We start from the raw sequence: 21,532 nt of genomic DNA, 5'->3' as shown, positions 1-21,532 counted from the left end.
GGGCCGAAGCCCCCGTTTTTATTTACTGCCGTAGCTCAGATCGCCTTGACCCGCAGCTCCTTGGGCATCGAGAAGGTGACGTTCTCCGGCCGCCCGTCCAGCTCAAGCGCTACCTCGGCGCCCCACTCGCGCAGTTGCTGGATCACGCCCTGCACCAGCACCTCCGGGGCGGAGGCGCCGGCGGTGATGCCGACCCGTTGCACACCGGCGAACCAGCCCTGCTGCAGGTCCTCGGCGCCGTCGATCAGGTAGGCCGGGGTGCCGATGCGCTCGGCGAGTTCGCGCAGGCGGTTGGAGTTGGAGCTGTTGGGGCTGCCCACCACCAGCACCACATCGCTTTCGTCAGCCAGTTGCTTCACCGCGTCCTGGCGGTTCTGGGTGGCGTAGCAGATGTCGTCCTTGCGCGGCCCGCCGATGGAAGGGAAGCGAGCCCGCAGGGCATCGATCACGCGGCTGGTGTCGTCCATGGAAAGGGTCGTCTGGGTGACGAAGGACAAGGCCTCGGGGTTGCGAACCACCAGGCGCTCCACGTCGTCCTCGTTCTCCACCAGGTAGATCGCGCCGCCATTGACGGTGTCGTACTGCCCCATGGTGCCTTCCACCTCCGGGTGACCGGCGTGGCCGATCAGCACGCATTCACGGCCGTCACGGCTGTAGCGGGCCACCTCCATGTGCACCTTGGTCACCAGCGGGCAGGTGGCGTCGAACACCTTGAGGCCACGGCGCTCGGCCTCCTGGCGCACGGCCTGGGACACGCCGTGGGCGCTGAAGATGACGATGACGTTGTCCGGCACCTGGTCCAGCTCTTCGACGAACACGGCGCCACGGGCGCGCAGGTCTTCGACGACGAACTTGTTGTGCACCACTTCGTGGCGGACGTAGATCGGCGGGCCGAACACTTCCAGCGCACGGTTGACGATCTCGATGGCACGGTCCACGCCGGCACAGAACCCACGGGGGTTGGCGAGTTTGATCTGCATGCTTGTTACCTCCAGGCCTGCCGGCCGCCCTCCCCTGTCGGGAAACGGATCAGAGCGGGCGAACCGCCAGGATTTCCACCTCGAAGCGCAGCGTCTTGCCAGCCAGCGGGTGGTTGAAGTCGATGGTCACGCGGTCAGCGTCGAAGGCCTTCACGACACCGGGCAACTCGGCGTTGGCGGCGTCGTTGAAGATGATCAGCAGGCCTTCGGACAGCTCCATGTCCTGGAACTGGCCACGGGGCATGACCTGGACGTTCTGCTCGTTCGGCTGGCCGAAACCCTGCTCGGGGCTGATGGGCAGTTCGCGACGGTCGCCGGCCTTGAGGCCGAACAGCGCGTTCTCGAAGCCCGGCAGCAGGTTGCCGTCGCCGACCTTGAAGGTGGCCGGCTGCTTGCCGAAGGTGCTGTCGACCACGTCGCCGTTCTCCAGCTTGATGGCGAAGTTCAGCGTCACTTCACGGTCCGGGCCGATGCGCAGCTCGGTGGCGAGGGACTCAGTCATGGGCGGCTTCTCCGGACTTCTTCGTCTTGAACATATCCAGCGCCAGCATGATGGCGCCGAGGGTGATCGCGGTGTCGGCCAGGTTGAACGCCGGGAAATACCAGCGGTCCTGCCAGTGCACCAGGAGGAAGTCGACCACGTGGCCCAGCACCACGCGGTCGTACAGGTTGCCCAGCGCGCCACCGAGCACGGCGGCCAGGGCGATGGCCAGCCAGGTCTCGTCGGCCTTCAGGCGCTTGAGCCAGACCACCAGCACGCCGCTCACCACGATGGCGATGAGCGCGAACAGCCAGCGCTGCCAGCCCGAGCTGTCCGCCAGAAAGCTGAAGGCAGCGCCGGTGTTGTAGACGTGGGTCCAGTCGAACCAGCCGGGGATCACCGTGATGCGGGTGTGCTTAGGGATCAGGTCCAGCACTGCCCACTTGGTGCCCTGGTCCAGCAGGAACACCAGGACGCTCAGCAGCAGCCAGCCCAGCCGACCGAAACGGGCCTCAGGCATGGTGGCGAACCTCGCCGGCGCCTTCGATGTTCTCCACGCAACGACCGCACAGCTCCGGGTGCGCCGCGTGGGTGCCGACGTCCGCACGGTGGTGCCAGCAACGGCCGCACTTGGCGTGTTCGGACTTGAGGATGCGCAGCTTCAGGCCCGGCACCTCGGTGGTCACGGCCTGCTCCGGCGCCTCGCCCGCCGGGCGGACTTCAGCGGTGGAGGTGATGAGCACGAAGCGCAGCTCGTTGCCCAACCGGGCCAGGTCGGCCTGCAGGGCGTCGTCGCCGAACAGGGTGACTTCGGCCTGCAGGTTGCCACCGATGGCCTTGGCCGAACGCAGGGCTTCCAGCTCCTTGTTGACCGCCCCTTTGACCGCCATGACACGGGTCCAGTAGGCCGCATCCAGGGCGAAGCCTTCCGGCAGGCGGTCCAGGCCTTCGTACCAGGTGTTCAGCATGACCGACTCGTTGTGCTCGCCCGGAAGGTACTGCCAGATCTCCTCGGCAGTGAAGGCCAGGATCGGCGCGATCCAGCGCACCAGCGCCTCGGTGATGTGGAACAGCGCGGTCTGGCAGGAACGACGGGCCACACTGTCGGCACGGGTGGTGTACTGACGGTCCTTGATGATGTCGAGGTAGAAACCGCCCAGCTCCTGCACGCAGAAGTTGTGCAGCTTCGAGTAGACGTTCCAGAAGCGGTACTCGCCATAGGCCTCGAGGATCTCGTCCTGCAGGCGCGCAGCGGCGTCCAGCGCCCAGCGGTCGAGGTCGAGCATCTGCTCCGGCGGCAGCAGGTCGCGGGCCGGGTCGAAGCCGTTGAGGTTGGCCAGCATGAAGCGCGCGGTGTTGCGGATACGCCGGTAGGCGTCGGCGCTGCGCTGCAGGATCTGGTCGGAAACGGCCATCTCGCCCGAATAGTCGGTGGCCGCAACCCACAGGCGCAGGATGTCGGCGCCCAGGGTGTTGTTGATCTTCTGCGGCGCCACGGTGTTGCCCAGGGACTTGGACATCTTGTGGCCGCGCTCGTCCACAGTAAAGCCGTGGGTCAGCAGGCCCTTGTAGGGTGCATGGCCGTCGATGGCACTGCCAGTCAGCAACGAGGAATGGAACCAGCCGCGGTGCTGGTCGGAGCCTTCCAGGTAGAGGTCCGCACGCGGACCGCTGGCGTGGCCTTGCGGGTGCGAACCACGCAGCACATGCCAGTGGGTGGTGCCGGAATCGAACCAGACGTCCAGGGTGTCGAGGATCTTCTCGTAGTCACCGGCCTCGTCGCCCAGCAGCTCCGCAGGCTCCAGCTTGAACCAGGCCTCGATGCCCTGCTGCTCGACGCGCTTGGCCACTTCCTCCATCAGCTCGACGGTGCGCGGGTGCAGCTCGCCGGTGGCCTTGTGCAGGAAGAACGGGATCGGCACGCCCCAGTTGCGCTGGCGCGAGATGCACCAGTCGGGACGGCCGGCGATCATGCTGTGCAGGCGCGCCTGGCCCCAAGCCGGGGTGAACTGGGTCTGCTCGATGGCCGCCAGGGCACGCTCGCGGAGGGTGCCGCCCTGGTTGGGCTGCTTGTCCATACCGACGAACCACTGGGCGGTAGCGCGATAGATCAGCGGGGTCTTGTGGCGCCAGCAGTGCATGTAGCTGTGCTTGATCGCCTCGTGCTTGAGCAGCGCCCCCACTTCTTCCAGCTTGGCGACGATGGCCGGGTTGGCCTTCCAGATGAACTGGCCACCGAAGAACGGCAGGTCGGCCACATACACGCCATTGCTCTGCACCGGGCTGAGGATGTCGTCATTGCTCATGCCGTAGTTCTTGCAGGAGCGGAAGTCATCCTCGCCATAGGCCGGCGCCGAGTGCACCACGCCCGTGCCGGCGCCCAGTTCGACGTACTCGGCCAGGTAGACCGGGGAGAAGCGCTCGTAGAACGGATGGCGGAAGCGAATGTGCTCCAGCGCCTCGCCCTTGGCGGTGGCGATCACCTGGCCTTCGAGGCCGTAGCGAGTCAGGCAGGACTCCACAAGTTCGGTCGCCAGCACCAGCAGGCGAGCGCCGGTGTCCACCAGGGCGTACTCGAATTCGGGGTGGACGTTCAGCGCCTGGTTGGCCGGGATGGTCCAGGGGGTGGTGGTCCAGATCACGATGGCGGCCGGCTTGGGCAGGCTGGCCAGGCCGAAGGCGGCAGCCAGCTTGTCGGCGTCTTCCACCGGGAAGGCAACGTCGATGGCGTCGGACTGCTTGTCCTTGTACTCCACCTCGGCCTCGGCCAGGGCCGAACCGCAGTCGAAGCACCAGTTGACCGGCTTCAGCCCCTTGAACACGAAGCCGCCCTTGACCATTTCGGCCAGGGCACGGATCTCGCCGGCTTCGTTGGCGAAGTTCATGGTCTTGTAGGGGTTGCTCCAGTCACCCAGCACACCCAGACGGATGAAGTCGGCCTTCTGCAGCTCGATCTGCTCGGCGGCGTAGGCACGGCACAGCTCGCGGACCTTGTCCGCCGGCAGGTTCTTGCCGTGGGTGGTCTCCACCTTGTGCTCGATGGGCAGGCCATGGCAGTCCCAGCCCGGCACGTAGGGCGCGTCGTAACCGGAAAGGGTCTTGGAGCGGACGATGATGTCCTTGAGGATCTTGTTCAGCGCGTGGCCGATGTGGATCTCGCCGTTCGCGTAGGGCGGGCCGTCGTGGAGGATGAACGTGGGGCGGCCCTCACCGATCTGGCGCAGCTTCTGATAAAGCCCAATGGAGTCCCAGCGCTGCAGGGTCTCCGGCTCACGCTGGGGAAGACCGGCCTTCATCGGAAATGCCGTTTCCGGCAGGTTGAGGGTCGCTTTGTAATCGGTCATGTCAGTCCAGGCTCATCATTGAAGGTGGGCGCCCTGCCAGTAGGCACGGGCTGCGGCGACGTCCGCGTCAATCGCCGACTTGAGGGCCTCCAGGGAGGCGAATCGCTGCTCTTCGCGCAGCTTGCGGTGGAAGGTGACGCTGATACGCCGGTCGTAGAGGTTGGCGGCGAAATCCAGCAGGTGCACTTCCAGGTGGGCGTTGCCATCCCCTTTCACGGTGGGGCGCACGCCGATGTTGGCGACACCGGGCCAGCGCTGGCCATCCAGCTCCACGCTGACCAGGAAGACCCCGGAGAGCGGTACACGGCGTCGCTTGAGTTGCACGTTGGCAGTCGGCGTGCCGAGCTGCCTGGCCAGCTTCTGGCCATGCAGGACACGGCCGGTGATGCTGAAGGGCCGCCCGAGCAGGTGCTCGGCCAGCGGGAAGTCGGCGGCGGCCAGGGCCTCGCGGACACGGGTGCTGCTGACCCGCATGCCATCCAGTTCGACGGTGGCGGCGGCTTCGACGGTGAAGCCCTCGGCCTCCCCGGCGGCCTGGAGGAAGGCGAAGTCTCCGGCGCGATCACAGCCGAAGCGGAAGTCGTCACCGATCTCCAGGTGATGCACGCCCAGCCCTTCCACCAGCACCGCATGGACGAACTCGGCAGCGGACAGCTCGCGCAAGCGCCGGTTGAACGCCAGGCACAGGACGAAATCCACGCCCTCGCCAGCCAGCAGCTCAAGCTTGTCGCGCAGGCGCGTCAGGCGGACGGGGGCGGTATCGGGGCCGAAGAACTCACGGGGCTGGGGCTCGAAGATCACCACGCAGCTGGGTACGCCCAGCTCGGCCGCGCGTTCGCGCAGGCGCTTGAGAATGGCCTGGTGACCCCGGTGGACGCCGTCGAAATTGCCGATGGTGGCAACGCAGCCCCCGGATCGGGGCCGCAGGTTATGAAGACCTCGGACCAGCTGCATAGCACACGTCTTGTTCACAAAGTGGCCGATTATACGCACAGCCGCGCCATCACAACAGGCACGTCTGACGTGTCGCAAAGCCGCTCTCCGGAGGGCACAACCCCGCTATCGGACAGCCCGTCGGGCGAAGTGGCGAAGGCGGAAACCCAGCACCGCCAGGGTGGCGAAATAACTGCCCGCCCCGGCGACCACCAGCAGCATCAGCCGCGCCAGACGCTCGGGCATGCCACCGCTGTCCCAGGCCGGCAGCCAGGCAGCGCCCAGCACCAGGACCGCCCCCATCACCGCAACCGCTACCAGCAGCTTGAGCAGGAACACACCCCAGCCCGGCTGGGGCAGGAAAAGACGCTGCCGGCGCAATTGCCAGAACAGCAACGCCGCGTTGAGGCAGGCCGCCAGCCCGATGGCCAGTGCCAGGCCCGCGTGCTGCAAGGGCCCGATCAGCACCAGGTTGAGCAACTGGGTCACCGCCAGGGTCAGCAGGGCGATACGCACCGGGGTGCGGATGTTCTGCCGGGCATAGAAGCCGGGCGCCAGGACCTTCACCAGGATGATCCCGAGCAGACCGACGGCGTAGGCGATCAGCGCGCGCTGGGTCATCAGCGCGTCATGGGCGGTGAACTTGCCGTACTGGAACAGCGACACCGTCAGCGGCTCGGCGAGCAGCGCCAACGCCAGGGCGCAGGGCAGCACCAGCAGGAAGCACAGGCGCAGCCCCCAATCCAGCAGCTCGGAATAGGCCGTGCGGTCGTCATTGGCGTAGGTCTTGGCCAGCGACGGCAGCAGGATGGTACCGAGCGCCACGCCAAGCACGCCGGAGGGCAGCTCCATCAGGCGGTCGGCGTAGTACATCCAGGACACCGAGCCGGCCACCAGGAAGGACGCGAAGATGGTGTTGATGATCAGCGAGATCTGGCTCACCGAGACCCCGAAGATGGCCGGCCCCATCTGCTTCAGCACCCGCCAGACGCCGGTATCGCGCAGGTTCAGGCGCGGCAGCACGAGCATGCCGATGCGTTTGAGCGCCGGCAGCTGGAACAGCAACTGGGCCAGCCCGCCCGCCAGGGTCGCCCAGGCCAGCGCCATCACCGGCGGATGGAAATAAGGCGTGAGGAACACCGCAAAGACGATCATCGCTACGTTCAGCAGCGTCGGCACAAAGGCCGGCACCGCGAAGCGGTTCCAGGTGTTCAGGACCGCGCCCGCCAGTGACGACAGCGAGATCAGGAAGATATAGGGAAAGGTGACCCGCAACAGGTCGGTGGTCAGTTCGAACTTCTCCTGGGTGTCGGTGAAGCCGGGAGCGGTGGCATAGATCACCCAGGGCGCCGCAAGAATGCCCAGCGCCGTGACCAGCGCCAGCGCCAGGGTCAGCAGCCCCGCCACGTAGGCGATGAAGGTTCGGGTCGCCTCCTCGCCCTGCTGGCTCTTGTACTCCGCCAGGATCGGGACGAACGCCTGGGAGAACGCCCCCTCGGCGAAGATCCGCCGCAGCAGGTTGGGCAGCTTGAAGGCGACGAAGAAGGCATCCGTGGCCATGCCGGCACCGAAGGCACGCGCCACGATGGTGTCGCGAACGAAGCCCAGTACCCGCGACAGCATGGTGATGGAGCTGACGGCGGCCAGCGACTTGAGCAGATTCATGACGTAAAAGCTTGCATCCCAGGAGGCCGAAGGAAAGAATGCGCGACCGCAGAAGCCGACGCCCGGGCAGCCCCGGAGCGCGCGAGTGTAGAGCTGCGCAGCGAAGAAATCACGTTGCACGCTCGTCGCCCGCCACGGCAAGGGCACTCAACCGCCCTTGACATCGCCACAGTGCATCGGCATGATTCGCGGCCTTATTTGTTCGTATCCCCCAGTTTCCGAGGAGCTTGACGGTGGCCAATACACCTTCTGCCAAAAAACGCGCGAAACAGGCTGAGAAGCGTCGTAGCCATAACGCCAGCCTGCGCTCCATGGTCCGTACCTACATCAAAAACGTAGTCAAGGCGCTCGACGCCAAGGACCTGCACAAGGCCCAAGCAGCCTACACCGCTGCTGTACCGGTCATCGACCGCATGGCCGACAAAGGCATCATCCACAAGAACAAGGCCGCTCGTCACAAGAGCCGCCTGAACGCGCACATCAAGGCGCTGGGCCAGGCTGCTGCCTAAGCTCGTTCTTGTACGAAAAACCGGCCTGATGGCCGGTTTTTTATTGCCCGCGATTTGGCACTGCACATCCGCCAGGCAATAAAAAGCCCGGCGAACCGGGCTTTCCATCGTTGACTCAGGGCTTGTTCGACCAGGGCATGATCGGAATGGCCGTCACCGCGTTCTGCGGACTGCCCTCGATGATCCGGTCGCTGTAGACCAGATAGACGAGCGTGTTGCGCTTGCGATCGAAGAAGCGCACCACCTGCATGGTCTTGAACACCAGCGAGGTGCGCTCCTTGAACACTTCCTCGCCATCCTTCAGCTCAGCCGTGAAACGCACCGGCCCCACCTGCCGACAGGCAATGGAGGCCTCCGCACGATCCTCGGCCAAACCCAGGCCACCTTTCACGCCACCGGTCTTGGCTCGCGAGAGGTAGCAGGTCACCCCTTCCACTTTGGGATCGTCGAACGCCTCGATGACGATCTTGTCATTGGGCCCCAGCCACTTGAACACCGTGGAGACCGAGCCGATCTCCTCGGCCGCCACCAGCAACGGCATCGCGGCCACGGCCGCCAGCAATCCCTTCAGAAGCCTCATGACACCTCCTCGTCAGACCAGGACCAGGTTGTCCCGGTGCACCAGTTCGGGCTCACCGACATAGCCCAGCAGCTTCTCCACCATCTCGGACGACTGCCCAATGATCTTCTGCGCTTCCAGAGCGCTGTAGTTCACCAGGCCACGCGCCACCTCGCCCCCCTCGGGGTCGACACAGACCACCATCTCACCCCGACGGAAGCTGCCCTGCACCGCCTTCACACCCACCGGCAGCAGGCTCTTGTGATCGGCACGCAGCGCCTTCACCGCCCCCGCATCCAGCACCAGGGTGCCGCGGGTCTGCAGGTGGCCGGCCAGCCACTGCTTGCGGGCGGCCAGCATGCCGCGCTCGGGCGCCAGGAGCGTACCCAGGCGTTCGCCGCTCTTCAGGCGATCCAGCACGCGCTCGATACGGCCACCAACGATGATCGTGTGCGCCCCGGAGCGCGCCGCCAGGCGTGCTGCACGCAGCTTGGTCTGCATGCCACCGCGCCCCAGCGCACCACCGGTGCCACCCGCCACGGCGTCCAGCGCCGGATCATCGGCACGCGCTTCGAAAATCAGCTGGGCATCGGGGTTGTGACGCGGATCGGCATCGAACATGCCATCGCGGTCGGTGAGGATGACCAGCAGGTCCGCCTCCACCAGGTTGGCCACCAGGGCCGCCAGGGTGTCGTTGTCACCGAAGCGGATCTCATCGGTGACAACCGTGTCGTTCTCGTTGATGACGGGAATCACGCCCAGGTCGACCAGTGCACGCAGGGTGCTGCGCGCATTGAGGTAGCGCTTGCGGTCGGAAAGGTCGTCGTGAGTCAGAAGGATCTGGGCAGTGCCACGGCCGTGCTCGGCAAAACTGGATTCCCAGGCCTGCACCAGCCCCATCTGCCCGACGGCAGCGGCAGCTTGCAGCTCGTGCATGGCCTTCGGGCGGGTGTTCCAGCCCAACCGGCTCATGCCCGCCGCCACCGCGCCGGACGACACCAGCACCAGTTCGACGCCCGCGTTGCGCAGCGCCACCATCTGCTCCACCCACACCGCCATGGCATCGCGATCGAGGCCACGCCCATCAGCGGTCAGCAAAGCACTGCCGATCTTCACCACCCAGCGCTGCGCGCCAGTCACCTTGTCCCGCATATCTTCCAACCTTAGCTAGAAAGCCGTGCGGCCCATGGCGCACAGCCTATGGCGATCATCCGGTGCGCCCGAAGGCGCGGTCATCAGGGAACGTAGAAGATCTCCGGCCCGTCGCCGTCGTCCTCGTCATCAAAGAAATCATCGTCGTCATCGGCCTCGTCGGCACTCTTCAGACCGGCACGACGCAGCGCACGGCGATCATCCAGGGCCTGCAGGCGAGCACGTGCCTCGTCCTCGATGCGCTGATCCAGCTCGGCGAGCGACTCGGCGTAGGCCGGGTCCTCCTCCATGCGCAGGGTCCGCTCGTCGAGGTAACGCATGATCTCCTGGGAAAGTGCCTCGGTCCCCTCGCGCTCCAGGGCGGAGATGACGAATACAGGCCCTTCCCAACCGAGGCGCTGGATCACCTCTTTCATGCGTGCTTCGCGCTCTTCATCCAGCAACTGGTCGGCCTTGTTCAGCACCAGCCAGCGATCACGCTCGGTCAGCGCCGGACTGAAGCGCCCCAGCTCCTCAACGATGGTCGCAGCCGCCTCGGCCGGATCGCTCTCGTCCAGCGGCGCCATGTCGACGATGTGCAGCAGCAGGCGCGTACGCGCCAGGTGCTTGAGGAAGCGAATCCCCAGGCCAGCACCCTCGGCAGCGCCCTCGATCAACCCGGGGATGTCGGCCACGACGAAGCTCTTGAAGCGCCCGACGCTGACCACACCCAGGTTCGGTACCAGGGTAGTGAAGGGGTAATCCGCCACTTTCGGCTTGGCGGCCGACACCGCACGAATGAACGTGCTCTTGCCCGCATTCGGCAGCCCCAGCAGACCGACGTCAGCCAGCACCTTCAGCTCCAGCTTGAGGTCGCGGGACTCGCCCGGCTTGCCCTTGGTGGTCTGGCGCGGCGCGCGGTTGGTACTGGACTTGAAGCGGGTATTCCCCAGCCCGTGCCAACCACCCTGGGCCACCAGCAGGCGCTGACCGGGCACGGTCAGGTCACCGATGATTTCCTGGGTGCCGGCATCGATCACCGTGGTGCCGACCGGCACCGGCAGGACAAGGTCTTCACCCTTGCGGCCGGTGCAGTCCTTGCTGCCGCCGTTCTCGCCACGCTGGGCATCGAAACGACGGGTATAGCGGTAATCCACCAGGGTGTTGAGGTTCAGATCGGCTTCCATGTACACGGAACCGCCGTCGCCACCATCGCCACCGTTGGGGCCGCCTTTCTCAATGAATTTTTCGCGACGGAAACTCATCAGGCCATTGCCGCCGTCGCCTGCTTTTACAAAGATCGAAACTTCATCGACGAATTTCATCAGGAAGCCTCCCGCCACGGTGGCGGGCCAATTAAAAAGGAACACAAGGATACAGGGAGCCGGCGCTACGCGCAGTTTCCGCTGTCAGAAACAAAAAAGCCCCGTCGCGAGACAGGGCTTTTGCAGCGAGATCGCGATTAGGCCGCGACGACGCTCACGTACTTGCGACCGAAGGCGCCTTTGACCTCGAACTTCACAACGCCGTCCACTTTCGCGAACAGGGTGTGGTCCTTGCCCAGGCCAACGCCGACGCCGGCGTGGAACTTGGTGCCGCGCTGACGAACGATGATGTTGCCGGCCTTGATGACCTGGCCGCCGTACAGTTTCACGCCAAGGCGTTTACTTTCTGAGTCGCGACCGTTGCGGGTAGAACCGCCAGCTTTTTTGTGTGCCATGAGTCAAATCCTCCAAAAAGGAAATTAGGCCTGGATGCCGGTGATCTTGATTTCAGTGAACCACTGGCGGTGGCCCTGACGCTTCATGTGGTGCTTACGACGACGGAACTTGATGATGCGAACCTTGTCGTGACGGCCTTGAGAGACCACTTCGGCAACCACTTTGGCGCCATCGACAACCGGAGCGCCGATTTTCACGTCGTCGCCATTGCCGATCAGCAGAACGCGATCGAAAGTCACGGATTCGCCAGTGGCGACTTCCAGCTTCTCGATCTTCAGGAATTCACCTTCAGCGACTTTGTACTGCTTGCCGCCGGTAACGATAACTGCGTACATGGATTTTCTCCGTTAAACCTGCTCACCCGACGCTTTATAGAAAGAAGAATGGGTCGGCATGGCTGCATGGGGCCGGAACTGGAACCCGTGCAATTGCGTAAGGCAGGGAAATGCCCAAGGAAGTTCAGGGGCCGCGATTGTACGCAAGCCGCAAAAGCCGCGCAAGCACCGGCGGGGCTTGCCTTGACAGCCCCCTACCCGCCCCCTAGCATGCCGCGCATTCTCAAAGGAGCACCCCTCGCTGATGCAACCCCAGGCCTTCTACCGCGTGGTGGCGGACGATTTTACCGCAGTCGACGACATCATCCGTCGGCAACTCACCTCCCGCGTACCCCTGGTCGAGAAAATCGGCGACTACATCGTCTCCGCCGGCGGCAAGCGCCTGCGCCCGCTGCTGGTCCTGCTCAGCGGCAATGCCCTCGGATTCGGCGGCGACCAGCTGCGCCTGCTGGCCGCCACCATCGAATTCCTGCACACCTCCACCTTGCTGCACGACGACGTCGTCGATGCCTCGGGCCTGCGTCGCGGCCGCTCCACCGCCAATGCCCTGTGGGGCAACGCGCCGAGCGTGCTGGTGGGCGACTTCCTCTACGCGCGCTCCTTCGAAATGATGGTCGAGCTGGGCTCCATGCCGGTGATGCGCATCATTTCCCAGGCCACCCGTGTCATCGCCGAAGGCGAAGTGCTGCAGCTGTCGAAGATCCGCGACGCCAGCACCACCGAAGAGACCTATATGGAAGTCATCCGCGGCAAGACCGCGATGCTCTTCGAGGCCTCCACCCACAGTGCCGCCGTACTCGCCGGCGCCAGCGAAGCCCAGGCCGAAGCCCTGCGGACCTTCGGTGACTACCTGGGCATCGCCTTCCAACTGGTGGACGACCTGCTCGACTACCGTGGCGACGCCGCCACCCTCGGCAAGAACGTCGGCGACGACCTCGCCGAAGGCAAGCCGACCCTGCCGCTGATCGTCACCATGCGTGACGGCAGCTCCGAGCAGGCCGCACTGGTCCGCAAGGCCATCCAGCAAGGCGGCAGCCAGGACCTGGAAGGCATCCGCGAAGCCGTGGAAGCCGCCGGCGCCCTCGACTACACCGCCCGCCTCGCCCGCGACTATGCCGAGCGCGCCATCGCCTGCCTGGACGCCCTGCCGCCCAGCGAGCACCGCGACGCCATGATCGAGCTGACGCAGTTCGCCGTCGCCCGCACACACTGAGCCAGAGCGCTCACCGGAAAGCCCTCCTCACATGGCGGGCTTTTTTCATGCCCGCAGGAAACGGCTGGCGACGAAAGGCACCGATAGACCCTTGCTATTTTGATAATAGGAATTATTCTCATCTCACAGCTTTTCAAGGAGATGAGCCATGACCTACCTGATCGATGCCTGGCTGGATCGCCCCCACCCCTACCTGCGCATCCTCCACCGTGAAACCGGGGAAATCTGCGCCGTGCTGGAAGAAGAAGCCCTCGACGAACTGCGTGATCAGGGCGACCTCGACCTCGCCGGGTTGAACTCCAGCGAGCCGCTGGTGCTCAAGGAACTGGTGCGCAACCTCTTCCTGTTCTGCTACGCGCGGGCCTTGAGGCCGCAACAGGACGCCCACCTGGCATGACGGAGATCCGGGTGGTGCAGGACGCGCCACCCGCAAGCGGGCGCCCCGGGGCGCCCGCCTGCAAACGGGGCCGGAAAGGCCCCGCAGGTGCCCGGGCGGGCCAGGACGGCCAGCCCGGGCATCGCTCTTTGCGGGATCAGAGGATCGCCAGCAGCTCCACGTCGAACACCAGCACGCTGTGGGGCGGGATGCTGCCCACACCCTGCGCGCCATAGGCCAGCTCGCTGGGTACGTGCAGGCGCCACTTGCTGCCGGCATTCATCAGTTGCAGGGCCTCGACCCAGCCCGGGATCACGCCACCCACCGGGAACTCGGCCGGCTCGCCACGGTTGTAGGAGCTGTCGAACACGGTGCCGTCGATCAGCGTGCCGTGGTAGTGGGTGCGCACGGTGTCTTCGGCCGACGGCTTGGCGCCCTCGCCTGCCACCAGCACCTCGAACTGCAGGCCGGACGGCAGCACGGTCACGCCTTCGCGCTTGGCGTTCTCCGCCAGGTAGGCGCGGCCTTCGCCAGCCGCCGCTTCAGCCTTGGCCTGGGCCTGGGCCTGCATGCGCTCGCGGATGACCCGGAACGCCGCGTTCAGGTCGGCCGCGTCGACGCGGCTTTCCTGGCCGGCAAAGGCATCGCGCAGGCCGGCGACCACCGCATCGATGCTCACGCCGGGCGGAGGGTTGTCACGGATCTGGTCACCCAGCTGGCGGCCAATGCCGTAGCTGACGCGGGATTCATCACTGGAAAGATCGAGTTCGGACATGGCCGGGCTCCGCACAGGGAAAAAAGGTCGGCCAGACTAGCACAGCCCCCCGCACCGCCCTACCCCGGAAACGAAACCGCCCGCCGGCCTGGAAGGCGGGCGGCCGTTGCGGCAAGGTTCAGTGGCTGCTCTTGCTCATCTTGTCCAGGTAGCCCATGGCGAACGCCGAGACCACGAAGGTCATGTGCACCACCACGTACCAGAGGATCTTGTCGTTATCGATGTTCTGCGCATCCATGAAGACCCGCAGCAGGTGGATGGACGAGATCGCCACGATGGACGCCGCCACCTTCATCTTCAGCGAACCGGAGTCCATCTTGCCCAGCCAGCTGAGCTTCTCCTTGTTCTCGTCGATGTCCAGCTGCGACACGAAGTTCTCGTAGCCGGAGAACATCACCATCACCAGCAGGCCGCCCACCAGGGACATGTCGATCAGCGAGAGCAGCACCAGGATCAGCTCACCCTCGGTCTTCTCGAAGACGTGGGGAATGACGTGGTAGATCTCCTGGAAGAACTTCAGCGCCAGCGCCAGCAGCGCCAGCGACAGGCCGAAGTAGATGGGCGCCAGCAGCCAGCGCGCCGCGTACATCGAGTTTTCCAAAAAGCGTTCCATGAAGCCTCGCAGCAGGGGTGGAAATGGCGGCGAGTATAGCGAGCACTTTCCTACAGAAAAACAGAATGAAACGCCCGGAAATATCCCCGAAAGCTGTGGATAACCCTGTGCATGAGCACTGCAAGGATCGCTGCCGCCGCCTGCGCCTGCGGCGTTGCAACGGATGCTCGAAAAACCGCCATCAACTGTCCGGGCGTGACAGGCAATTCCCCAGCGTGCGCCCTCGCGTCTGGTTCAGGCGACGCAGCTCCGCCTGCTGGTGCAGGCGCCAGGTCATGGGTTCCTCGCAGGGGCAGTAGCCCAGCTCGCCCAGGCAATCCGCGATGCTCGCCATCACCGACTCGGCGACGAAAGGCCCATGGAATGGGCCCTGGGCTCGAATGGCGGACGGTTGGGTGCCGGAAATGCCGGCCGCACAGATGAGGGTCCACAGACCGTTGTCACCGGCCAGCGGCAGGATCACGCATTCGATACGGGTGACCAGCCCCAGGCATTGACGGGTAAGGCAGAGGGTGCGGGACATGACGACATTCCTCGCGTGAACCTGGCGCCCAGCCTACACCCCGAAAACCTGGGAAAGCGAGGAATTCTTATCCACGCCTTCTGTGGATAACCCTGTGGAATGAATGTCGGCAAAACCGCCGAAGCGCCGCCCCGCCTGTGCTGCGGGGCCTTGCTCGAAGCCTGACCAGCCGCGCCCTCCCTGGCACGGCGTCAAACCGTCTGTCAGATCATTCCGACGCTTTGCCACCCTCGGCCGCAGGTGCCTTCCGGGTGGGCGCCTTGCGCTTCGGCTTGGCGGGCTCCGGCGCCTTCTCGGCAGCGACGGCAGCAGCAACAGCCTCCGCGTCCTTGGCGGGGGCCTTCTCCTCCTCCTCCATGCCCATCTCGGCGATCTCCCGCAGGCGGGCCACCACGCGTGCATTGATGCTGCCCGCCGGGAAGCGGCCCTTCTCGTCCGGCGCGCCGGCCGGCTCGCCCACCAGGAGGCTCAGGGCCTCGTCGGCCTGGCGCACGGCGTAGACATGGAACTGGCCCTTGCGCACGGCCTGCACCACCCGTTCGTCGAGCATCAGGTTGGTGACGTTGGCGTAGGGAATGATCACCCCCTGCTCACCCGTCAGCCCCCGGGCCTCGCACAGGCGGAAGAAGCCTTCGATCTTCTCGTTCACCCCGCCCACGGCCTGCACCTCGCCGAACTGGTTGATCGAACCGGTGATGGCGAAGCACTGCTTCAGCGGCGTGCGCGACAGCGCCGAGATCAGCGTGCAGGCCTCGCCCAGGGAGGCGCTGTCGCCGTCCACATAGCCGTAGGACTGCTCCAGCGCGATGCTCGCGGAAATCTCCAGGGGAAACTCCTGGGCGTAGCGGCTGCCCAGGTAGCCGGTGAGGATCATCACCCCCTTGGAGTGGATCGGCTGGCCCAGGTTGACCTCGCGCTCGATGTCGACGATGCCCGAACCGCCGGGGTAGACGGTGGCGGAAATCCGCGCCGGCACGCCGAACGCCGAGTCCCCCACCTCCAGCACGGTGAGGCCGTTGCACTTGCCCACGGCCGCGCCCTCGGTGTCGATCAGGATGGTGCCGGCCAGCATGTCGTCGAGGATGCGCGCCGACACCCGGCCGGTGCGCGTGGCCTTGGCCTTCAGCGCCCGCTCCACGTGTTCGGCGTTGGTCACCGGCTCGCCGGCCAGCTGACGCAGGAAGTCCGCCTCGCTGTGCAGCTGGAACAGGTCGCCGATCTTCGCCGACAGCCGCCGCTGGTTCTCCGCCAGGCGCACGCTGTAGGTCGCCAGGCGCGCCACGGCATCCGCGCTCAGCGGCGCCATGCCTTCCTCGGTGGTACGGGTCTTCAGCAACTGGGCGAACTGTTCCAGGGTCTCCTCGTTGAAGTCGATCTCTTCATCGAAGTCCACCAGCACCCGGAACATCTCCTGGAAGTCCGGGTCCAGGTCCTGCAGCGTGTAATACAGCTGGCGCGACCCGATGATCACCACCTTCACCTGCAGCGGGATCACCTGGGGCGTCAGGGTCACGGTGGCCAGGCGGCCCAGCTCGGCCAGCGGCGACTCCATCTTCAGCTGGCGCGAATGCAGCGCGCGCTTCAGCGCATCCCAGACGAAGGGCTCGCTGAGCATCTTCTCCGCCTCTAGCACCAGGAACCCGCCGTTGGCGCGGTGCAGTGCACCCGGGCGCAGTTGGCGGTAGCTGGTGTAGAGCGCGCCCTGGTCGGTGCCGTACTCGATGCGGCCGAACAGGTTGTCGTAGGTCGGGTGCGGCTCGAACACCACCGGTGCCCCGCTGCCATCGGGGTGCCCCACCACCAGGCTGGGGCAGTACTGCTCCTCCAGCATCTCGCGGCGCTGCACGTCCGGCTTGTCGTCCAGCAACTGGTCGACCACGGTCTTCAGCAGGTTCACCTGCATCGCCTGCAGATAAGCCACCACCCCGGCGTTCTCCGCGTACTTCTCCGAGAGCGGCGCCAAGAGCGGCTGCAGCGCCTGGGTGATGGTCTCCTCGTTGAGCTGGCGCAACTGGTTGCTCGACTCGCGCTTCCATTGCGGCAGGCTGGCCAGCTCCTCGTTGAGGCGCTCCTCCAGCAGCGCGATGTCATCGTGGAAGCGCTCGCGCTCGGCTTCCGGCAACTGGGCGAAGTCCGCCTCGTCCAGCGCCTTGCCGTCCTTCATCGGGGTGAAGGCGATGTTCGATGCATCGCGGTACAGCGCTACGTCCTTCTCCAGGGCCAGGCGCTCGATCACGTCCAGCGCGCGGTCGTAGCGCTGGTTGAAGCCGCGGTCGATGGCGCTCTTCTTCTGCTGGAAGGTGGGCGTCTCGAACACCGCCGGGAAGGTGGCCAGCAGGTTATCCACAAGCTGGCCGATGTCGGCGATGAAGGCGTTCGCCTCGCCCGGCGGCAGGCGCAGCGCGCGGGGCTCGCGAGGCTCGTCGAAATGGTTGACGTAGACCCAGTCCTCCGGGGTCGCCAGGCGCTTGCCCTCGGCCTTGAGGTAGCGCTGCACGAAGGAGAAGCGGCCGGTGCCCGGCTCGCCCATGACATAGACGTTGTAGCCGGCGCGGGGCATCGCCACGCCGAATTGCAGGGCCTCCACCGCGCGCTCCTGGCCGAGCACGCCACGGAAGGGCTCGAGGTCGTCGGTGGTGGTGAAGGAGAACTGGCCGGCGTCGAAGCAGCGGGTGAGCGCTTCAGGGGCCAGGCGAAGGGAAGCAGCGAATGGAGCGGGCATCGGGAATCCTTGTGGGCGACGCGGGAGATGACCGCATTCTGGCGCTCGCCGGAAGCGCGTGGCAAGGCGTTCCGCGTGTGGCGGCGAGCCCCGTCACGGCTTGCGAAAATCCCTCGCCTGACCTTGCTTGACACCCGCCCCGCCCTTCACGAAAGCTCGCCCCCTTCCCCAGGCAAAGCGAGCCGCCCGTTGAAACGGATCCTCCTTCTCCCGCTGCTGCTCACCTGCAATGCCCTGCTGGCCGCCACGCCCATCCCCGTGGAGACACTGCAGCGCCTGGCCAACGACCCCTACTGGATCGCCCTCGGCCACTACGAGCGCGGCAAGCTCGGCGGCTGGCGCAGCTACGTCGACGACGGGCGCTTCTTCCTCTCGCCTGACGGCGCACACAGCCCGGAAGCGGAACTCGGCGCCACCGTCCAGGCGCTGTACCAGGACCCGGCCCTCGGCGACCGCCACCCCCAGTGCGTCTACCCCGCCCGCACCCGCTGGCTGCGCGAACAGCTGGACCTGCGCGACCTGCCCACCCCGGCGTGCAACGAGTACAAGCAGTGGTTCCAGGACATCAACCCCCACAGCACCGTGCTGGTGTTCCCGGCGGCCTACCTCAACAGCCCCTCCTCGATGTTCGGCCACACCCTGCTGCGCATCGACCAGAGCGACGTGGACGAGAACAACACCGCCCTGCTCAGCTACGCCCTCAACTTCGGTGCCTTCATCGAAGGCGCCGACAACAGCATCCTCTACGCCTGGAAGGGCCTGATGGGCGGCTACCCCGGGCTCTTCGCCCTGGTCCCCTACCGCGACAAGCTCAAGGAATACAGCCGCCTGGAGAACCGCGACCTGTGGGAATACCGGCTCAACCTCAGCCCCGAGGAGACCGGGCGCATGGTCGAGCACGTGTGGGAACTGAAGCAGGTGCGCTTCGACTACTTCTTCTTCGACGAGAACTGCTCCTACCGCCTGCTGGAGCTGCTGGAGATCGCCCGCCCCGGCACCGAGCTGACCGAGCAGTTCCCCCTCACCGCCATCCCCACCGACACCGTGCGCGCGGTGAAGAACGCCGGGCTGGTGGACCGCATCGACTTCCGCCCCTCCCGCGAGCGGGAGCTGGCCGCCCGTGCCGAACCGTTGGAGCCCGTGGAACAGCAGTGGGCCCTGCGCCTGGCCGACGACGCCTCGCTGCTGCAGGCCCCCGAGTTCCAGGCCCTGCCGGCCCCGCGCCGGGCGCTGGTGCAGGATGCCGCCTTCCGCCTGGACCGCTACCGCAGCGCCGGTGAAGAGCGCGACAAGGACCGCGCACGGCGTGGCTTCCAGCTGCTGCAGGCGATCAACCGCAACCCGCCGCCCGCCCTCGACGTGGAACGCCCGGCCCTGCCCGAGGACGGCCACGACTCGCGCACCTGGCAACTGGGCCTGGGCAGCCGCGAAGACCGCGCCTACGCCGAGTACGGTCTGCGCATGGCCTACCACGACCTGCAGGACAACCTGGCGGGCTTCCCCCTCGGGGCCCAGATCGAAATCCTCCAGCTCAAGCTGCGCCAGTACGAGGAAAACCACTGGCAACTGCAGCAGCTGGACTTCGCCACCATCCGCTCGCTGACACCCCGCACCGCCCTGCTGCAGCCCTGGTCCTGGCAGGTCGCCGGCGGCCTGGAGCGGGTGCCCGGGAAGGACGGCGACGAAACCCTGGTGAGCCACCTCAACGGCGGCGCCGGGGCCACCTGGCAACTGGGAGACGACGCGCTCTACTACGCACTGGCCACGGCCCGCGTGGAACACAACCCGGACTTCGCCGCCTTCGTCGCCGGCGCGGGCGGCTTCGACACCGGCCTGCTCTGGCACAACCGCCTCGGCACCCTCAGCCTGGAAGCCGCCGGGGACTACTTCCACAACGGCGAGGTGCGCCGCCGGCTGTCACTGGCCCAGCAGTGGGAACTGAGCCAGCAACTGGGCCTGCGCCTGTCGGCGGAGCGCTCGTTCAGCCACCTCGCCGGGGACGACAACCAGGTGATGCTGCAACTGCGCTGGTACCACTACTGAGCGTCCTCGCGCTGGCGCTCCGCGATGCCGCGAGCGGCGAACCAGGCCTGGACCGCGTCCCGCTTGAGCAGGCGGGCGAACACCGGCCCGTTGACCCCGCCGCGGATCAGTTGGCCAAGCTCAACACCTGACGCCTCCAGCCGCTCCAGCAGTGCCGTGTCGTCGGCCTCCACCGCCCGCTCCAGGGCCAGGCGCTGCAGGTCGGGTCGTGCACAGAGCGCGCCGGCTTCCAGCGCCGCCTGCCAATCCAGCACCAGGGCGCCCAGGCAGGCCTTCACCCGTTCGGCCAGGGCCTGGTCGGCGGCATCGCCTTCCTCCAGCGGGATCAGCGCCTCCAGCAGCTCCAGGCCGGAACCGTCGGCTTCCTCCGCCAGCGGGTCGCGCTCGTAGGCCAACTGGGCGAACAGCCCCTCCAGGTCATCGGCCACCCGGGCGAAGGCATCCTCGTGCAGGCGCATCGCCCAGGCCGGCGGCAGGCCCTGGCTCCAGGCGTAGACGCGGCCGAAGTAGTCCCCGGGCTCGACGCAGACATACAGCCGCTCCAGGTACTCGAAGCCGCCGATGGGCAGGAAGTCCAGCCGCCCGTCCCACTCGCGGCCCTCCTCCTCGGCGATCTGCCGGGCCCACTCCTGCTCGTGCTCCAGCCAGCCCCAGAGGTCGTTGTAGCCATCGCTGCCGGGGTAGAACAGCTCCCGCAACGAATAGGGATGGATGTGGCCCTGGTAATCCACCCGCAGGTCGTAATCCAGCACGCCGCCATAGGCGACGCGCCACAGCCGCACCAGGGTCGGCGGCAGCGGGCGGCCGACACGGCGCTCCACCTCGGCCAGTTGCTCGTCGGTGACGGGCGGCTGCGCCTGGTGGATCAGCCGCCCGCCGAACAGCACCAGGCCATGCCGGGCCAGGCGCTGGAGGTCTTCCGCGCTGAAGGCGTTCATTCGCACACCTCCTGCATCGGCTGCGCCACCGCCAGGCGCTCGCGCACCGCCATCAACGCAAAGCCCAGCAGGTTGAGCCCACGCCAGGTGGCCGGGGTACGGGCCGCCGCATCCGCCTCGGCCAGGCCGATGCCCCACACCGGGTCCACCGGGCTGGCTTCCACCAGCACCCGACCGGCCGTGGCCAGCAGCACCCGGCGCAGCTCGACGTTCTGCTCGAACTTGGCCTGGTTGCCTGCCACCACCAGGTCGAAGCGGGCGGCCAGCCAACGGGCCTCATCGAACCCGCGCACCTCCCGCCCGACGGCCTTGGCATCGGCCGGCGTGCGCGCCGCGAGCACGGCCTTCAGTGCACGTTCATCGCCGAACAGGCGTGCCTTGCCGGCCATCATCCAGTGCTCCGCCGTGGCATAGCGGACGCCCTCCAGCACGAAGGGGGACTTGAACCACTGGCTGAAGCAGGCCTTGCCCAGCGGCGCGCCCGGTGCCGAGGTGTGGCCCCAGAAGTACAGGTAGTCGAAGGTGTCTCCGGCGGCGCAGCGCTCGCGCAACTGCTCGACGGACAGGGGAAGGCTCATGGGCGGTCCTTGCATGGCGGGTGAAAAAGGCCGACAGGATAGCCGAGCACGCCGGCTCCGGCTGTGCCCGGATCGGCACGCTCACCGTGAACC

Annotated in this window: 21 protein-coding genes; 4 read left to right on the top strand and 17 right to left on the bottom strand. The window is 66.4% G+C overall.

Features of this window, described 5'->3' with window-relative positions:
• Window positions 1-35: 35 nt before the first annotated feature.
• From ispH to murJ, 6 genes are all read right to left on the bottom strand, one after another.
• A complete protein-coding gene (ispH, locus tag RTK35_RS12065) occupies window positions 36-980 on the bottom strand; it encodes a 4-hydroxy-3-methylbut-2-enyl diphosphate reductase (RefSeq protein ID WP_044410372.1) in 945 nt (314 codons plus the stop codon).
• 49 nt (window positions 981-1,029) lie between these two features.
• Window positions 1,030-1,482, bottom strand: coding sequence for a peptidylprolyl isomerase (locus RTK35_RS12060; protein ID WP_044410376.1), 453 nt, complete (start codon window positions 1,480-1,482; stop codon window positions 1,030-1,032).
• Complete coding sequence (gene lspA / locus RTK35_RS12055) at window positions 1,475-1,981, bottom strand: signal peptidase II (RefSeq protein ID WP_074972991.1); 507 nt, start codon at window positions 1,979-1,981, stop codon at window positions 1,475-1,477. Before lspA ends, RTK35_RS12060 begins: the two co-directional genes overlap by 8 nt.
• Complete coding sequence (ileS, locus tag RTK35_RS12050; RefSeq protein ID WP_316908100.1) at window positions 1,974-4,805, bottom strand: isoleucine--tRNA ligase; 2,832 nt, start codon at window positions 4,803-4,805, stop codon at window positions 1,974-1,976. Before ileS ends, lspA begins: the two co-directional genes overlap by 8 nt.
• Window positions 4,806-4,820: 15 nt before the next feature.
• Window positions 4,821-5,759 carry a bifunctional riboflavin kinase/FAD synthetase gene (ribF, locus tag RTK35_RS12045; RefSeq protein WP_316908099.1) on the bottom strand — a complete coding sequence of 313 codons (939 nt, stop codon included), beginning with the start codon at window positions 5,757-5,759 and terminating at the stop codon, window positions 4,821-4,823.
• Window positions 5,760-5,864: 105 nt separating this feature from the next.
• Entirely contained in the window at window positions 5,865-7,403 is a 1,539-nt protein-coding gene (murJ, locus tag RTK35_RS12040) for a murein biosynthesis integral membrane protein MurJ (RefSeq protein ID WP_316908098.1), read from the bottom strand.
• A gap of 233 nt (window positions 7,404-7,636) precedes the next feature.
• Here murJ and rpsT point away from each other — a divergent pair, with 233 nt between their 5' ends.
• On the top strand, window positions 7,637-7,912 hold the full coding sequence (gene rpsT / locus RTK35_RS12035) for a 30S ribosomal protein S20 (protein ID WP_316908097.1): 276 nt from the start codon (window positions 7,637-7,639) through the stop codon (window positions 7,910-7,912).
• 115 nt (window positions 7,913-8,027) lie between these two features.
• Here the strand turns inward: rpsT and RTK35_RS12030 are convergent, their stop codons facing one another.
• The 5 genes from RTK35_RS12030 to rplU form a co-directional block, all read right to left on the bottom strand.
• Entirely contained in the window at window positions 8,028-8,492 is a 465-nt protein-coding gene (locus RTK35_RS12030) for a CreA family protein (RefSeq protein ID WP_316908096.1), read from the bottom strand.
• A 12-nt stretch (window positions 8,493-8,504) separates the two neighbouring features.
• On the bottom strand, window positions 8,505-9,623 hold the full coding sequence (gene proB, locus RTK35_RS12025; RefSeq protein WP_044410399.1) for a glutamate 5-kinase: 1,119 nt from the start codon (window positions 9,621-9,623) through the stop codon (window positions 8,505-8,507).
• Window positions 9,624-9,706: 83 nt separating this feature from the next.
• Window positions 9,707-10,927, bottom strand: coding sequence for an Obg family GTPase CgtA (gene cgtA, locus RTK35_RS12020; RefSeq protein ID WP_316908095.1), 1,221 nt, complete (start codon window positions 10,925-10,927; stop codon window positions 9,707-9,709).
• A gap of 137 nt (window positions 10,928-11,064) precedes the next feature.
• A complete protein-coding gene (gene rpmA, locus RTK35_RS12015; RefSeq protein ID WP_044410405.1) occupies window positions 11,065-11,322 on the bottom strand; it encodes a 50S ribosomal protein L27 in 258 nt (85 codons plus the stop codon).
• A 24-nt stretch (window positions 11,323-11,346) separates the two neighbouring features.
• Window positions 11,347-11,658 (bottom strand): 50S ribosomal protein L21, encoded by a 312-nt coding sequence (gene rplU, locus RTK35_RS12010; RefSeq protein WP_044410409.1) that lies wholly within the window; start codon window positions 11,656-11,658, stop codon window positions 11,347-11,349.
• Window positions 11,659-11,902: 244 nt separating this feature from the next.
• On the opposite strand from rplU, the gene RTK35_RS12005 reads away from it, so the two are divergent.
• Complete coding sequence (locus tag RTK35_RS12005; RefSeq protein ID WP_316908094.1) at window positions 11,903-12,871, top strand: polyprenyl synthetase family protein; 969 nt, start codon at window positions 11,903-11,905, stop codon at window positions 12,869-12,871.
• 148 nt (window positions 12,872-13,019) lie between these two features.
• Entirely contained in the window at window positions 13,020-13,268 is a 249-nt protein-coding gene (locus RTK35_RS12000) for a hypothetical protein (protein ID WP_044410414.1), read from the top strand.
• Window positions 13,269-13,404: 136 nt separating this feature from the next.
• Here RTK35_RS12000 and RTK35_RS11995 read toward each other — a convergent pair whose 3' ends face one another.
• The 4 genes from RTK35_RS11995 to RTK35_RS11980 all read right to left on the bottom strand — a co-directional run bounded on the left by RTK35_RS11995 (window position 13,405) and on the right by RTK35_RS11980 (window position 17,880).
• Entirely contained in the window at window positions 13,405-14,022 is a 618-nt protein-coding gene (locus RTK35_RS11995; RefSeq protein ID WP_044410417.1) for an FKBP-type peptidyl-prolyl cis-trans isomerase, read from the bottom strand.
• Window positions 14,023-14,140: 118 nt separating this feature from the next.
• Window positions 14,141-14,635: a TIGR00645 family protein gene (locus tag RTK35_RS11990; protein ID WP_044410420.1), complete on the bottom strand. Its 495-nt coding sequence runs from the start codon at window positions 14,633-14,635 to the stop codon at window positions 14,141-14,143.
• 181 nt (window positions 14,636-14,816) lie between these two features.
• Window positions 14,817-15,158 (bottom strand): hypothetical protein, encoded by a 342-nt coding sequence (locus RTK35_RS11985; protein WP_044410422.1) that lies wholly within the window; start codon window positions 15,156-15,158, stop codon window positions 14,817-14,819.
• A 208-nt stretch (window positions 15,159-15,366) separates the two neighbouring features.
• Window positions 15,367-17,880 (bottom strand): Lon protease family protein, encoded by a 2,514-nt coding sequence (locus RTK35_RS11980; RefSeq protein ID WP_282886643.1) that lies wholly within the window; start codon window positions 17,878-17,880, stop codon window positions 15,367-15,369.
• A gap of 189 nt (window positions 17,881-18,069) precedes the next feature.
• On the opposite strand from RTK35_RS11980, the gene RTK35_RS11975 reads away from it, so the two are divergent.
• Window positions 18,070-19,923: a DUF4105 domain-containing protein gene (locus RTK35_RS11975; protein WP_316908093.1), complete on the top strand. Its 1,854-nt coding sequence runs from the start codon at window positions 18,070-18,072 to the stop codon at window positions 19,921-19,923.
• Here RTK35_RS11975 and RTK35_RS11970 read toward each other — a convergent pair.
• Window positions 19,917-20,861, bottom strand: coding sequence for an SMI1/KNR4 family protein (locus RTK35_RS11970; protein WP_316908092.1), 945 nt, complete (start codon window positions 20,859-20,861; stop codon window positions 19,917-19,919). The genes RTK35_RS11975 and RTK35_RS11970 overlap by 7 nt on opposite strands.
• The gene (locus tag RTK35_RS11965; protein WP_316908091.1) at window positions 20,858-21,439 is read right to left on the bottom strand and encodes an NADAR family protein; all 582 of its coding nucleotides are present in this window, start codon (window positions 21,437-21,439) and stop codon (window positions 20,858-20,860) included. The genes RTK35_RS11970 and RTK35_RS11965 overlap by 4 nt, the downstream gene beginning before the upstream one ends.
• Window positions 21,440-21,532: the final 93 nt, after the last annotated feature.

This window comes from Pseudomonas sp. zfem003 (genome assembly GCF_032621675.1).
Classification (GTDB): Bacteria; Pseudomonadota; Gammaproteobacteria; order Pseudomonadales; family Pseudomonadaceae; genus Metapseudomonas; species Metapseudomonas otitidis.
Note: the sequence above shows the minus strand (reverse complement) of the source record. Positions and strands in the feature narration are given on the sequence as shown.

Coding starts and splice junctions, on each gene's coding strand:
- ispH (WP_044410372.1), bottom strand. CDS start 980: ATGCAGATCAAACTCGCCAACCCCCGTGGGTTCTGTGCCGGCGTGGAC.
- RTK35_RS12060 (WP_044410376.1), bottom strand. CDS start 1,482: ATGACTGAGTCCCTCGCCACCGAGCTGCGCATCGGCCCGGACCGTGAA.
- lspA (WP_074972991.1), bottom strand. CDS start 1,981: ATGCCTGAGGCCCGTTTCGGTCGGCTGGGCTGGCTGCTGCTGAGCGTC.
- ileS (WP_316908100.1), bottom strand. CDS start 4,805: ATGACCGATTACAAAGCGACCCTCAACCTGCCGGAAACGGCATTTCCG.
- ribF (WP_316908099.1), bottom strand. CDS start 5,759: ATGCAGCTGGTCCGAGGTCTTCATAACCTGCGGCCCCGATCCGGGGGC.
- murJ (WP_316908098.1), bottom strand. CDS start 7,403: ATGAATCTGCTCAAGTCGCTGGCCGCCGTCAGCTCCATCACCATGCTG.
- RTK35_RS12030 (WP_316908096.1), bottom strand. CDS start 8,492: ATGAGGCTTCTGAAGGGATTGCTGGCGGCCGTGGCCGCGATGCCGTTG.
- proB (WP_044410399.1), bottom strand. CDS start 9,623: ATGCGGGACAAGGTGACTGGCGCGCAGCGCTGGGTGGTGAAGATCGGC.
- cgtA (WP_316908095.1), bottom strand. CDS start 10,927: ATGAAATTCGTCGATGAAGTTTCGATCTTTGTAAAAGCAGGCGACGGC.
- rpmA (WP_044410405.1), bottom strand. CDS start 11,322: ATGGCACACAAAAAAGCTGGCGGTTCTACCCGCAACGGTCGCGACTCA.
- rplU (WP_044410409.1), bottom strand. CDS start 11,658: ATGTACGCAGTTATCGTTACCGGCGGCAAGCAGTACAAAGTCGCTGAA.
- RTK35_RS12005 (WP_316908094.1), top strand. CDS start 11,903: ATGCAACCCCAGGCCTTCTACCGCGTGGTGGCGGACGATTTTACCGCA.
- RTK35_RS12000 (WP_044410414.1), top strand. CDS start 13,020: ATGACCTACCTGATCGATGCCTGGCTGGATCGCCCCCACCCCTACCTG.
- RTK35_RS11995 (WP_044410417.1), bottom strand. CDS start 14,022: ATGTCCGAACTCGATCTTTCCAGTGATGAATCCCGCGTCAGCTACGGC.
- RTK35_RS11990 (WP_044410420.1), bottom strand. CDS start 14,635: ATGGAACGCTTTTTGGAAAACTCGATGTACGCGGCGCGCTGGCTGCTG.
- RTK35_RS11985 (WP_044410422.1), bottom strand. CDS start 15,158: ATGTCCCGCACCCTCTGCCTTACCCGTCAATGCCTGGGGCTGGTCACC.
- RTK35_RS11980 (WP_282886643.1), bottom strand. CDS start 17,880: ATGCCCGCTCCATTCGCTGCTTCCCTTCGCCTGGCCCCTGAAGCGCTC.
- RTK35_RS11970 (WP_316908092.1), bottom strand. CDS start 20,861: ATGAACGCCTTCAGCGCGGAAGACCTCCAGCGCCTGGCCCGGCATGGC.
- RTK35_RS11965 (WP_316908091.1), bottom strand. CDS start 21,439: ATGAGCCTTCCCCTGTCCGTCGAGCAGTTGCGCGAGCGCTGCGCCGCC.